This is a genomic window from Nostoc sp. JL31, from assembly GCF_017114965.1.
Taxonomy (GTDB): domain Bacteria; phylum Cyanobacteriota; class Cyanobacteriia; order Cyanobacteriales; family Nostocaceae; genus Nostoc; species Nostoc punctiforme_A.
Window position 1 is genome coordinate 1 of record NZ_JABXKO010000096.1, and the last position, 13275, is coordinate 13275.

The 13275-nt window shown below is 43.8% G+C and carries 11 protein-coding genes and 1 pseudogene; 7 read left to right on the top strand and 5 right to left on the bottom strand.

The genetic code is table 11. The features are described from left to right. Positions 1–61: 61 nt before the first annotated feature. The 4 genes and pseudogenes from HWQ43_RS22315 to HWQ43_RS22330 all read right to left on the bottom strand — a co-directional run bounded on the left by HWQ43_RS22315 (position 62) and on the right by HWQ43_RS22330 (position 5421). Entirely contained in the window at positions 62–715 is a 654-nt protein-coding gene (locus HWQ43_RS22315) for a response regulator (protein WP_292738165.1), read from the bottom strand. After that, positions 712–1719 carry a histidine kinase dimerization/phosphoacceptor domain -containing protein gene (locus tag HWQ43_RS22320; RefSeq protein WP_366932883.1) on the bottom strand — a complete coding sequence of 336 codons (1008 nt, stop codon included), beginning with the start codon at positions 1717–1719 and terminating at the stop codon, positions 712–714. Before HWQ43_RS22320 ends, HWQ43_RS22315 begins: the two co-directional genes overlap by 4 nt. Before the next feature lie 6 nt (positions 1720–1725). Then, positions 1726–2454: pseudogene (locus HWQ43_RS22325) on the bottom strand (PAS domain-containing protein); the annotation flags it as partial. A gap of 12 nt (positions 2455–2466) precedes the next feature. Then, the gene (locus tag HWQ43_RS22330; RefSeq protein WP_292738167.1) at positions 2467–5421 is read right to left on the bottom strand and encodes a PAS domain-containing protein; all 2955 of its coding nucleotides are present in this window, start codon (positions 5419–5421) and stop codon (positions 2467–2469) included. Positions 5422–5688: 267 nt separating this feature from the next. On the opposite strand from HWQ43_RS22330, the gene ldpA reads away from it, so the two are divergent. The 7 genes from ldpA (at position 5689) to aroF (ending at position 12496) form a co-directional block, all read left to right on the top strand. Further along, positions 5689–6849 (top strand): circadian clock protein LdpA, encoded by a 1161-nt coding sequence (gene ldpA, locus HWQ43_RS22335; RefSeq protein WP_292738169.1) that lies wholly within the window; start codon positions 5689–5691, stop codon positions 6847–6849. An 82-nt stretch (positions 6850–6931) separates the two neighbouring features. Continuing rightward, on the top strand, positions 6932–8665 hold the full coding sequence (locus HWQ43_RS22340) for a R3H domain-containing nucleic acid-binding protein (protein WP_292738171.1): 1734 nt from the start codon (positions 6932–6934) through the stop codon (positions 8663–8665). A gap of 451 nt (positions 8666–9116) precedes the next feature. Continuing rightward, positions 9117–9296, top strand: coding sequence for a chlorophyll a/b-binding protein (locus tag HWQ43_RS22345; RefSeq protein ID WP_094348356.1), 180 nt, complete (start codon positions 9117–9119; stop codon positions 9294–9296). Between the two features lie 178 nt (positions 9297–9474). Further along, positions 9475–9798, top strand: coding sequence for a hypothetical protein (locus tag HWQ43_RS22350; RefSeq protein WP_292738173.1), 324 nt, complete (start codon positions 9475–9477; stop codon positions 9796–9798). A 601-nt stretch (positions 9799–10399) separates the two neighbouring features. Next, positions 10400–10669 carry a 30S ribosomal protein S15 gene (gene rpsO / locus HWQ43_RS22355; RefSeq protein WP_094348354.1) on the top strand — a complete coding sequence of 90 codons (270 nt, stop codon included), beginning with the start codon at positions 10400–10402 and terminating at the stop codon, positions 10667–10669. 11 nt (positions 10670–10680) lie between these two features. After that, entirely contained in the window at positions 10681–11151 is a 471-nt protein-coding gene (locus tag HWQ43_RS22360; protein WP_292738175.1) for a PAM68 family protein, read from the top strand. 286 nt (positions 11152–11437) lie between these two features. Beyond that, positions 11438–12496, top strand: coding sequence for a 3-deoxy-7-phosphoheptulonate synthase (gene aroF / locus HWQ43_RS22365; protein ID WP_292738177.1), 1059 nt, complete (start codon positions 11438–11440; stop codon positions 12494–12496). A gap of 257 nt (positions 12497–12753) precedes the next feature. Here aroF and HWQ43_RS22370 read toward each other — a convergent pair whose 3' ends face one another. Continuing rightward, positions 12754–13005: a hypothetical protein gene (locus HWQ43_RS22370; protein WP_292738179.1), complete on the bottom strand. Its 252-nt coding sequence runs from the start codon at positions 13003–13005 to the stop codon at positions 12754–12756. Between the last annotated feature and the right edge of the window lie 270 nt (positions 13006–13275).

Genomic DNA, 13275 nt, shown 5'->3' on the forward strand with positions numbered 1-13275 from the left:
AGTTTACTTTGACGCATTCATTGACCTTGCTACAATTCATATCTGGATTAACAAAATATTATTAGTGGGATAGGTTCATAGTAGTTTTTTTTTGGAGAGCTGCAATAATTAGATTTTCTATCGGTAGCTGAGTTTGTTCATCAATAATTTTGATAACTTCAGCTAACATCTTGTCTTTAGCTTCATTCCATTGCCACCCTGTCAGAGCTTCAGCTACCTGATTCATGTATTTAATATTTAATTCAGTATCGACTACAATTACCCCATCACCCATTCCCCGAAGTACAGAACTTAAAAATTGCTCGCGATCGTAGCGATTGAGTGCTGTTTGAATTGCAACGTAAAGTTCTTGTTCCTTTATGGGTTTGAGAATGTATCCAAAGGGGGATGTTAGCGTTGCTCGCTCAACAGTACTGTTATCGGAGTGACCTGTGACGTAGATAATCGGAATTTGCAAATGATGCCAAATTTGCTCCGCTGCCTGGATGCCGTCCATTTCACCCCGTAACCTGATATCCATCAAAATTAAGTTTGGGCGTAATTCAGTTGCTTTTGCAATTGCCTCTTCGGCAGAATCGGCGATATCTAAAACAACATATCCTAAAGACTCTAAAGTTTCTTGTAAGTTGATAGCAAGGATATATTCATCTTCAACAACAAGGACTCTAACTGTCTCTTTTGTCTGCGTGTTTGATAAGATGTCAATTATTTTCATGTCCGACTGTTTGTAAAAGTAATTCTGAACTCTGTACCTTGTTGAGAGTTAATTTCAAGTTTTCCTCTTAGCTGCTTGACTAAACCCTGGACAAGGGTTATGCCCAGCGTTTTGGTTTTCTTGCTATCAAAATTTTCAGGTAAGCCAACACCATTATCTTTAATAATGAGTATCAAATTAGATTCGGATTTTTGATAAAACTTAACCTCAATTTTTCCCCCACGATTACCAACAAAAGCGTATTTTAAAGCATTAGAAACCAGTTCGTTGATAATTAAGCCGCAAGGAATGGCGGTTTCGATGTCGAGGCTAGCATTATCAACTTGAATATTTAGTTTAATCTGGCTAGAACTGACATTATAGGAATCAAATAAATGAGTTGTTAAATCTGGAATGTATTGAGCGAAATCAATATCAGCAAGGTCTTCAGAACGGTATAGTTTTTCATGAACTAGGGCAATGGAAGCAATGCGGTTTTGGCTATCGCGCAAAATAGCTGTCACCACAGGATCTTGTGTTCGTCTGCATTGCATTTGCAGCAAACTGCTGACAATTCCTAAATTATTTTTAACACGATGATGAATTTCTTTGAGTAATACCTCCTTTTCTTTTAGAGAGGCTTTGATTTTTTCCTCCGCTTGCTTTTGCTCAGTGATATCTTGATGGATGGCGACAAGGACGCTTCCATACTCAGGATGTTCAAAAACGGAAGCGGTAGCGCTACACCAGAATGGAGTACCATCTTTTTTAATATTATGGACTTCATAGGTTGCTTCACCGTGTTTCAAAATAGTAGTTCTAATCGCCTGATTAACATCTTCAGGTGTATGATATTTATCACCGTAGTTGACAATCGACACGTGCTGACCGATTAATTCACCAGGGTCATAAGCAAACATTTGCTCGAATTTAGGATTTGCATAGACAAACACGGCATCTGTGGCACGAACTAGGCAAATTCCCTCCGCCATGTTGCGGGTAATGACTGCTTGCAACTCTAACATTTGTTCAGCACGTTTGCGATCGCTGATTTCAACTACCACAATGCCCATACTAATAGGTTCATCGGCTTCAGACTGAATTGGAAAATAGGAAGCTAGCCAAGTTCTGATTACACCTGGAAGTTTTGGGGTTTCTCCACTGATTTCCAAATCCAGAATCGGTTCACCCGTTGTCAAAACATGTTGAAAGACTTGCTCCAGTTGTGATGCCAAATTCGGGATAATCTCCCACGGTGTCTTGTCAATATGTGCCGTCGCGGGAATGCCATTAATTTCTGCTAATGCTTCATTAATGAATGAGAAACGCAGTTCTCGATCGAGAATGGTTATACCAACAGGTGCATTATTGATGAAGGTATCCAATAACTTTTGCTTGTGAGCTAGTTCTCGCTCTAGAATCTTGCGTTCTGTGATGTCAATCGCCACCCTACCCACTAGCTTTTGTTCAGACAATCCGAGAATTGGGAATTTGTATACTAAGAACTCACCAAGGGAACCGTCTGGTCGGGGAGCAACTTCAATCACCTCCATTACCTGATTTGTCTCTATGACTGTGCGAATGTGATCGAAATGCTGCCGAGCAATTTCATCTGGGTAGAGGTCAGAAATAGATTGCCCAATCACCTGTTCGGGTAGTAATTTAAATGTCCGCAGGTATGTTTGATTTAAGTAAAGTACACGCCCATCTGTATCAGTGATCCAAGCTAGCACTGGGCTATTGTTCATAAATGCCTGGAATCGGGCTTCACTTTATTGCAAAGCTGCTTCTGCTTGCTTTTGCTCACTAATATCAATAATTACTCCTAACATCCGTACAGGATCGCCTGCTTCGTTGTAAACGCCACGTCCTTTCCCCGTGAGCCAGTGAACCCTGCCATCGGGAAAAATCACTCGATATTCACCTTGAAAATTAATATGTTGTGCCAGTGCATTTGATACAGCCTGTTCGATTCGGTCAACATCCTCTGGATGCAAGCGATCGCGCCATAGTTGATAGCTGGCTGCTGATATTTCTGGCTCTAAACCTAACAAACGATAATGGTTGTCGTTCCAGGTAACTTCATTTGTTTGAACATTCCAATCCCAAAGACCGATGTGGTTAAATTCTAACGTTAGCCTCAGTTGTTCTTCACTTTTGGCTAAGGCTGCTTCGGCTTGTTTGTGTTCGCGTAGCGCGGCTTGTTGCTCGCTGATATCCCGATGAGTACCAGTCATTCGCAGAGGCTTTCCCTGTCCATCTCGGATGACAACTTTGCCGTAGTTAGCAATCCATTTGTATTCACCCCATTTACTTTGAAGTCGATAGTCAAATTTGTAGGGTACTGAACTGTCCTTGAGATGATCTGCCAAGATTTTCTCAACCCAAGGCAAATCCTCTGGATGAACTAATCGCTCCCAAGTACTAAAATCTTGTGGGAGTTCATCAAAAGTGTATCCGAGCATTTCTAAATAGCGCGGGCTGTAATACACCTCTTTAGTGAGAATGTTCCAGTCCCACAAACCATCCCCCGAAGCCTCAAGTGCTAACTGTAGTCGTTCTTCACTTTCTCGGAGCGCTATTTCTGCCCGTTTGCGGTCTTCTTCTACGCGCTTACGCACAGTTATATCTGTGACTCGCACTAGGTTCATCACGTTACCAGCAACGGTAATTTGTTTGGCTGCGATATTTCCCCAAAACGATTTGCCCTGTTTGGTAATGTATTCAATTTCTAGACTCCAAAACCCTTGCTGGTTAATTTCTTCGGTTATGGAGTCTAACTCATCAGGAGTGAACTGTTGTTTTTGCAGAGTGTGACCTGCAATGTTAATGAGTTCAGCTTTGTTAGAGGCTGCAAATAGCTTCACTGCTCGATCGTTACAGTCAATAGTCAATAATGTTTCTACATCTACCAAAAAAAGTGCATCAGCGGATTCGTTATAAACAGCTTCTAGCAGGTCACGACTACGGATGATTTCTAATTCATTTTGTTTACGTTCTGTAATATCTAGAATAGCTCCCAACACCTTAACTGCCTGCCCTTGAGCGTTATAAGCTATCTCTGCTTTCCCCTCAAGGTAGCGCACTGAATCATCGGGTCGGACAATTCGGAACTCAATACTGAAAGGGGTTTCTTGGGCGATGGCTTGTTCAAAATTGGTCTGGAACTGTGTGCGATCCTCTGGGTGAAGCATCTGGAGGAATTCTGCCTGAGTCGGTTCACTTTCAATTGGATTTAGACCAAAGATGCGAAAGGTTTCCATAGACCAGCAGCGCTTTTTGGTTACTAAGTTAAATTCCCAACTGCCTATATGGGCGATTTGTTGAGTAGTGGCTAGCAGGGCCTCACTTTGTTGGAGTTTTTCTTTGGCCTGTTTGAGTTCGGTAATATCTCGCCCTTCTGGAATCAACAAAATAACTTGACCTGTCTCGTCTAAAAGCGGACGGAGTGAAAAATCAATTGTTGCTACTCGGTTATTTGCACCGAGAACATCAACTTCATAGCGGATAAACTCTCCTTGGGCTGCACGAGCGATCGCTTGTTTTAATTCTGCTTGAGTTTGCGGTGAAATTGTCCACCAGTGTGTTTCCCAAAAAGGGCGATCGATCGCATCTTCCAGTTTCAGTCCGGCAAAACTTAGCGCCGTCTGGTTCGCCTCCAGTAAAATGCCAGATGGCGTTAGCAGTCCGATGAACTGGAAAGTGTTATTGAAAATGGCACGGAAACGGCGATCGCTTTGGTGCAATTTGGCAGTGCGTTCTTGTACCTTGGCTTCTAACTCGGTGTTGAGGGTTTGGAGATTGTGGTAAAGTTCGGCTTGTTGGATAGCGATCGCTAGTTGCACTGTCAGTTGCTTGAGCAATTCCACCTCAAATGTATGCCATTGTCGCGGGGCAGAACATTGATGTGCAATAAATAACCCCCAAAGTTCAACTGCTTGAGTCCCCTTGCTTTCTAACAAAATGGGGACAACTAAATTCGCCTTCACCTGAAACTGTTCCAAAAGTTGAATATGGCAGTCACTTAAACCTGCTTCGTAGATGTTCGTCGCTGCCCAAATTTTTCCTTGGCGATATTCTTCTCCCTGATTTTCCTGAAAACAGGTATCTTCAATCTCCAGTCCTAAGATTGGTGTCCATTGGGATAATACCGACTCCGCGACGATGCTACCCCGCATTTGAGGTGTGAATTGATACAGCATTACCCGATCGGCACCCAGTAATTGGCGGACTTCTTGAACACTCGTGGCAAGGATATCTTGAAGCCTCAACGATTGGCGAATATTAAGAGCGATCGCTCCTACTAACTTTTGTTGTTCCTGTTGCTGTTTTAGCTGCCGCATTAGCTGTATCTGCTCGATCGCCCCATGAACCGCTCGACGTAAATTATCAGAGGTCAGTTTTCCCTTGACTAGATAATCTTGCACCCCACTCTTGATCGCTTGGACTGCGATCGTTTCGTCTCCCTGTCCAGTCAGCATAATTACCGAAATTTGGCTGTTAGAAGTTTGCCTCTGTAGCTTCGTGAGAAATTCCAACCCGTCTAAATCTGGTAATCGATAGTCCAACAAAATCACATCTGGTATTTTTGCTTGACAAGCTTGTAGGGCCTTATTTCCAGACTCAAATTCGTAAATATCATAAGTGTAGCGATCGTCTCGCTCTAGGAAGCGTCGATACAAAGCTCTATCTTCAGCAGAGTCTTCTACAAAAAATACAGTTCTCATGTTATCGGCCTCCTAAGATGGCTGCGGGAGTGGGGAGCAAGAGGCAGGGGAGCAGAGGAAACAAGGGGACAAGGGGACAAGGGGGAATTATTGAACAAGTCTCTCCCTTGTCTACCTTGTCTCTTGTCCATTCCCAATGCCCCATGCCCAATGCCCCATGCCCAATGCCCCATGCCCAATCCCCAGTTCAATACCTAAATCAGCAAATTCGGACTTTTTCTCGATCGCAGACTACTATTTTTAGTCGCATAAACGCATAATAGAATAGTGACTGATCTGTTCGTACCTTTACAATCTCTCAAACAAGGTGACTGGTTCAAGCTGATCTGCGGAGCCAGCTTCCAGCATTTGCCGGCAGTCAGAAGTTTAACGTTAGCCTATACTTTGGCGGGCGCTGACTGCATAGATGTTGCAGCTGATCCAGCAGTAATTGCAGCAGCGCAATCAGGGCTACAAGCAGCCAAATCTCTGGCTAAGGATGCCCAAAAGCGAGGCTTTGACTACAAAGGCAATTTACCCTTTTTGATGGTCAGCCTAAACGATGGAGAAGACCCCCATTTTCGCAAAGCAGAATTTAATCCTCATGAGTGTCCTACAGACTGCCCTAGACCCTGTGAACGGATTTGTCCGGCACAAGCGATCGTGTTTGACAGTATCAAAGAAGACTTTTCAGGAGTAGTATCCGAAAAGTGTTATGGCTGCGGTCGTTGCATACCAATTTGCCCTTATAGTATAATTTATACAGCTTCATACGTGACAACGCCGGGAGCGATCGCACCATTGGTAATGTCAACGGGAGTAGATGCCGTAGAAATCCATACACAAGTCGGGCGGTTGGCAGAATTTGAGCGATTATGGCAAGCAATTTCACCGTGGGCGGATCAACTAAAGTTACTAGCCATCAGCTGTCCTGATGGCGAAGGGATGATTGACTATTTGAGAGCGCTGTATGACAGGATTGCCCCACTCAAGGGTGCTTTAATTTGGCAAACCGATGGTCGTCCGATGAGTGGTGATATTGGCGATGGCACCACAATAGCTGCGGTGAAATTAGGGCAAAAAGTTTTGGCAGCTAAGTTACCGGGATATGTGCAGTTAGCAGGCGGCACAAATAAGTATACCGTTGCTAAGTTAAAGGCAATGGGACTACTCAAAGAGGCAGAGGGGCAGGGGGCGGGGGGCAGAGGAGAAAAGTTTTCCCCCTTGCTCCCCGCTCCCTGCCCCCCCTCCTCCATTTCTGGGGTCGCCTACGGTAGCTACGCCCGCGTACTGCTGTCACCAATTCTCGAACAGTTAGAGAATAAGGAGGTAAGTAACACTAATGTGAAGGCGAATGTTCGCCTAGAAGAAGATGAAGTATTACTTTGGCAAGCTGTAGAACTTGCCCATTCTCTCGTTTCCCAGATCAAGTCACAGCAGGAGCATTAATCGCTCGTTCGGAAAATACCCAGGACGGGTTCTCCTGCACGCAAATGTCCTCGCTATCTCTAAAAACGTCACCATAGAAAGCATGACGATTACAGACGATCTCCAAAAGTTATTAGACATTTTGCCCCAAGACCTGCAACAAGTACTAGAGAGTCATCCCAAACGAGATAGTTTAGTAGAAGTGGTCTTGGATTTGGGTCGTCGCCCAGAGGCTCGCTTTCCTAATCAAGCTGAGTATTTGAGCGAAGTACCCGTTACTCAAGAACAAATAGATGATTGCATTCAACGAGTCGGAATCTTTGGCGGAGATAATCGAGCAGGAATTGAGCAAACTTTGCATCGGATCAGCGCCATTCGCAACCGCACTGGTAAGATTATTGGCTTGACCTGTCGCGTTGGTCGGGCGGTATTCGGAACCATTGGCATGATCCGCGATTTGGTAGAAACTGGTAAATCGATTCTCATGCTGGGGCGTCCAGGCGTGGGCAAAACTACCGCCTTACGGGAAATAGCCCGTGTTTTAGCGGACGATCTGCATAAGCGAGTAGTGATTATTGACACCTCCAATGAAATCGCTGGGGATGGTGATGTTGCTCACCCCGCCATTGGTCGCGCTCGGCGGATGCAAGTGGCTCATCCAAATGAACAGCATCAGGTGATGATTGAGGCAGTAGAAAACCACATGCCAGAAGTCATTGTCATCGATGAAATTGGCACGGAACTGGAAGCTTTAGCGGCTCGTACCATTGCGGAACGGGGTGTACAGTTGGTAGGTACTGCCCACGGGAATCAGATCGAAAACCTGATTAAAAACCCCACTCTGGCTGATTTAGTTGGGGGTATCCAAGCTGTGACGTTGGGAGACGATGAAGCTAGACGGCGAGGCTCTCAAAAGACCGTTTTGGAGCGGAAAGCGCCGCCTACCTTTGAAATTGCGGTGGAAATGTTGGAACGCCAACGCTGGACAGTACACGAAAGTGTTGCTGACACCGTAGATAATCTGTTGCGGGGGCGTCAACCTACCCCACAAACGAGAACCGTTGACGATCGCGGCAAAATTGCGGTTACAAGGCAGTTAGCTGTTGTCAACGGTCGTGGTGGACAGCTAGCAACAGTGGAAGATTCTTTCCCGCCGGCACGACCGTCTAATGGCTGGCGTTCATCTGGACAAATGGTTGCACTACCCCAATTGCCTGTAGAGCGGGTAACTGGGCGCAGCGAGTTTGACCGTTTACTGGATGAATCTTTCAATTATTCTGAGAGCATTGATTTTGATGCTGCTACAAGAGTGCCAGGGCCGAATGGTGAAGATTTGCCATTGCACGTTTACCCTTATGGGGTTAGCCGTCACCAACTAGAACAAGTAATTAGCGTGCTAACTTTGCCCGTGATATTGACAAAAGATATAGATAGTGCTGATGCAATTTTAGCACTGCGATCACACGTCAAAAACCACGCTAAATTACGCCAAATGGCCAAAGCCCGTCATGTACCCATCCACGTAATTAAGTCCAGCACTATTCCCCAAATTACCCGTGGTTTGCGGCGGTTGCTGAACATCGACGACCCAGAAATGGCCGATGATAGAGAACTACAATTGTTTTTGCACAATGGTAGCGATGATGAAATGGATGCTCTTGAAGAAGCTAGACTTGCCGTTGAGCAAATTGTGATTCCTAAAGGACAGCCAGTCGAGTTATTGCCGCGTTCTCCCCAAGTCCGCAAAATGCAACATGAGTTGGTAGAACATTATCGCCTCAAGTCGCATAGTTTTGGCGAAGAACCAAATAGAAGATTACGGATTTATCCGGCGTAACTTTAATAACTCTATCAAAGAGTTTACTTACGATGTACACACAAGCCTTTGTCAAGGTAATTTACGGTTAGTCTCATAGATAGCCCCTGAGATACCTCAACCTGTCCCTCTCTTTACTAAGGATTAGGACAGGGTGAGGTTTTGGAGGACTTTTGGGTAATCGGATAACTTATGTGTACAGCGTAACCTTTTAGGAGAAAAGTTTATGCATTTGAAAAGCGCTTTAACCATCAAAAATCGCCAAAATCATTATCTATACTAAAGCTAATAGTCCAATTTTCTTGCACTAATTCGCTGTTATCATCAACATCACGCAGCGTCTCGCAGACAAAGAATTCGTAGAGAGTGAGTAAGTCCTAATTCATTCAATCTTGCATTTTTTTAAACATCTGTTACATTACTTTACAGACAGTTACAACTGCTACAACACTTGAACCTTGGAGTTATGCTCATGTCAGGCTTTAAGAATCCTGCGCCTATTGTTTCAGAAGATCCTAATGCTGTGCGTTTTGGCTTCACTCCTCAGAGTGAAAATTGGAACGGTCGTCTAGCAATGATTGGTTTTGTATCTGCGATTTTGATTGAAGCTTTTTCTGGTCAAGGGCTACTCCATTTCTGGGGTATCCTCTAAATTGGCGATGCAGGGCAGAACGTTTGTACTACCCTGCAAAACTCTGTATATTCCACGCAAGTCATTCGTTTCTAACATCTGGCGGCTATTACTATTGGTGCAAAATACCAGATTTTTCCGGTTGAGCCAAAATATAAGTGAATAATTACTTTACATTGAATATGTATAGCTAAAACTCATGGAACTACCCCAACGCGTATCAGTCCGCTACAAAGACGCGTCCTTTAACACCAATGAAATCCGCTTGAGAACTTTTCGGCTTGGTTTGCAAATATGGGATGAACAGACCAAACCCAGAAAAACAGAGCTTTATCAGTTTATATCGTCTTGCTTGAAACAAGTTGACCGCCAAGATCGTTTTATGTTTTCTCTGTTGTTCATAGAATTAACAGACCTCATACGCAACTCTTCTCTGGAAAGAGGAACGAAAGAGGTTCTGATTAAAACAGCTTTTAGAGAATTTGCTTGTGCGATAACAGATTTTGAAGACGTTGCTAAATAAGGTTAGTTATGGGAATGCTGGAATTGCGTAAGCGTAGGCATCAACCGAAAGTCAGCTAACCTAATCGAGTAGGATATCTATAACTAAACAGAAACAGCTTTCCAATCGAATTAGTTTTTTCGCTAAATGCGCGGATGGGTAGGTGTTGAAGAAGGGGAAACTACAAAAATAGCTGAATTGCCGTATATGCAAGGATTTGAGGGCTTTAGTATCTTGAAGCCATCCGCGCACCTTATATAGACTGACTTTCAGCTATTTACAGTTAGCATAATTGCAACTTTTTATGTTATGATTTTCGCATTCGTGCTATTGAACCTTGAAAACCAAATAACACAAGGCTTTTAGAAGCCTGCGATCGCAATCAACTAAAATCCCTATTAGGGATTGAAACCTGAAGCGAAATGCACCCCCCCATCCGGCAAAATCGCAATCAATTAAAATCCCTATCAGGGATTAAAACGTATACCGAGAGTTAACCTGTAAAAATTAGTATCAAAAATTACAAATATTACTTCAAAGGTCATTCCACATCCAGCTTGAGGGCTGTGATATTATAGGAGACTGCTGCATACATTTAGAAAAACAAGAAACCGAATCGACCATGGCCCTCACGCAACTGCGGAAACAAGAAATAATTTCCAACTACCAAGTTCACGAAACTGACACTGGCTCGGCCGATGTCCAAGTTGCTATGCTAACTGAGCGCATTAACCGCCTCAGCGAACATCTCCAGGCAAATAAAAAAGACCATTCTTCCCGGCGGGGACTGTTGAAGCTAATCGGTCAGCGCAAGCGTCTTCTAGCTTATATATCGCAAGAAAGCCGGGAAAAGTATCTAGCTTTGATTGCTCGTCTCGGTATTCGTGGATAGGACTACCGCTTATGTCTGCTGAAGAATCTGAACGCAGTCGTTTGCCCTTTGAACCGAACAAAAAGCGCCAAAAACCCGCAAAAACTCAAAGTAAACCCGCTGCACAGCCCTCAGAATCCGTCAAACAGGCTGAAAAAAAAGTGGTTTACACCAAACAAGAGATGGCAATTCCCCAAGTCGTCAGCCAGCGGATGATCCGACGGGTAGCTGGATTCTGTGGTGTACCAACAGCTTTGGGCATTAGCGCCTTGGTTGTTAGTTATCTGCTTGCTATCTACTCCGACATCCGACTACCTCCCATCGCCGTGTTATTGGTGAACATGGGATTATTTGGTTTGGGGGTTTTAGGGATAACTTATGGCGTTCTCTCTGCCTCTTGGGATGAAGAAAAAGTTGGAAGTTTGCTGGGTTTGGGTGAGTTCAACACCAATTGGGGACGAATGGTGGCAGCTTGGCGCAAAACTCGGCAAAAAAACTTATAATGAACAGCGCTCAGGTATTAAGTAACTGTGATATTGGGTAAATGAAAAAGTGAATGTTGAAGTTGAAATTTTATAACTTCAACATTGCTAATTAAAATTATATAATCCTTTTTATACCCCATATCTAGTTATTTAGCAGTAAAAGTACTGACTGAGCGCTACATTTTGTCTATTTATTTTGTAAACAAACTTTATTTTTAACTATTTGTAATTAGGCCAATAGGCAACAATAAAGTTAGCCTATTTACAGAAAATTTTACTCAATTAATTAATCAGGAACTTTCAGATGATTATAGTAATGAAAACTGGTTCCCCAGAGGCGGAAATAAACCGCATTGATGAGGAATTAACTAGCTGGGGGCTAACTCCAGAAAAAATTGTTGGTCAACACAAAGTAGTTATTGGTCTAGTAGGTGAAACCGCCAACTTAGATCCACTACAAATTCAGGAACTTAGCCCCTGGATTGAGCAGGTGTTACGCGTAGAACAACCTTACAAGCGAGCTAGCCGTCAGTACCGCCACGGCGAAGCTTCGGATGTGGTGGTTAATACTCCCAATGGAGCGGTGGTATTTGGCGAACACCAGCCTTTGGTAGTCGTTGCCGGCCCCTGCTCCGTAGAAAATGAAGAAATGATTGTGGAGACGGCACGACGCGTCAAGACTGCTGGAGCCTCATTTTTGCGCGGAGGAGCATACAAACCCCGGACTTCACCTTATGCCTTCCAAGGACACGGCGAGAGTGCCTTAGATTTGTTGGCAAGGGCGCGGGAAGTCAGCGGACTAGGGATTATTACAGAAGTGATGGATGCCGCAGACCTGGATAAAATTGCCGAAGTTGCTGACGTGATTCAGGTGGGGGCAAGAAATATGCAGAATTTCTCTTTGCTCAAAAAAGTGGGAGCGCAGCCGAAACCAGTTCTGTTGAAGCGGGGAATGGCAGCTACTATTGAAGATTGGTTGATGGCAGCCGAGTATATTTTGGCATCTGGTAATCCTAATGTCATTTTGTGTGAAAGGGGAATACGCACCTTTGACCGTCAGTATACGCGAAATACACTAGATTTATCGGTAGTGCCAGTGTTGCGAAAACTGACTCACCTGCCAATTATGATTGACCCAAGTCACGGCGTAGGTTGGTCTGAATTTGTGCCTTCAATGGCAATGGCTGCGATCGCAGCTGGTACAGATTCCCTGATGATAGAGGTTCACCCTAATCCTGCCAAAGCTTTATCCGACGGGCCCCAATCTCTGACACCAGACCGTTTCGATAATTTGATGCAAGAATTGGCAGTAATTGGTAAAGCGGTGGGACGCTGGCAACAACCAGCAGTTGCTCTAGCTTAAAATTCAGTTGCAACGTCAGGACTAAAGTCCTGATAAATCAAATTCTCCCAAAATTGGGAGAAGAGGAGCCAATTTAAAAGTCCCTCTCCCAAGCTTGGGAGAAGGATTTAGGGTGAGGGCTGAAGTCTATTGTAAATATGAAATAATGCCCCTTTAGAAATATTCTAAAGGGGATTTTAAACACTAACTAAAGCTATGAAAAAACAAATCTGCAATTAATATTGATGGACAATATTTTTTTGCAATTGTAAGACTTCTTATCTATATACAGAGCGAGCAGGTATCCAGCGGCGACCACGATTTGTTTGCACCCAACGTCCAGGAATCACTATTCTCCTTCTCACTTGAACAGGGGTACGAACCCTAACTCGCACTGGTCTTCTGATTATTCTAGCTGGAACCGATCGCCTAACTGGTCGTCTAATCTGAGCATCGGCTTGAAAAGGAATAAAGGTAACAGCAATTGGTAAAATCAGCGCTGCACTAGCAAGCATCCTTTTAATACTCATTCGCAAACTTCCCTTTTATGATATTGACATCAAAGAAATTAATTTTTCATAAAATATGAATTCCTTTGACAAATAAATACTAGGACTGAAAAGAGCTATACACTAGTGAAAAAGGTAATTAGTTGAACCATGACTAATGTCATGTATAAAAAATGTAAATATGACTCTGCTATTGAATAAAACTATTTTTCCAAGGTAGAACTGCTAATACCGAAAACTCCGATTTTGATGTTTGTGGTAGTGCTTACCTGACTGCAATACGGTTACTGC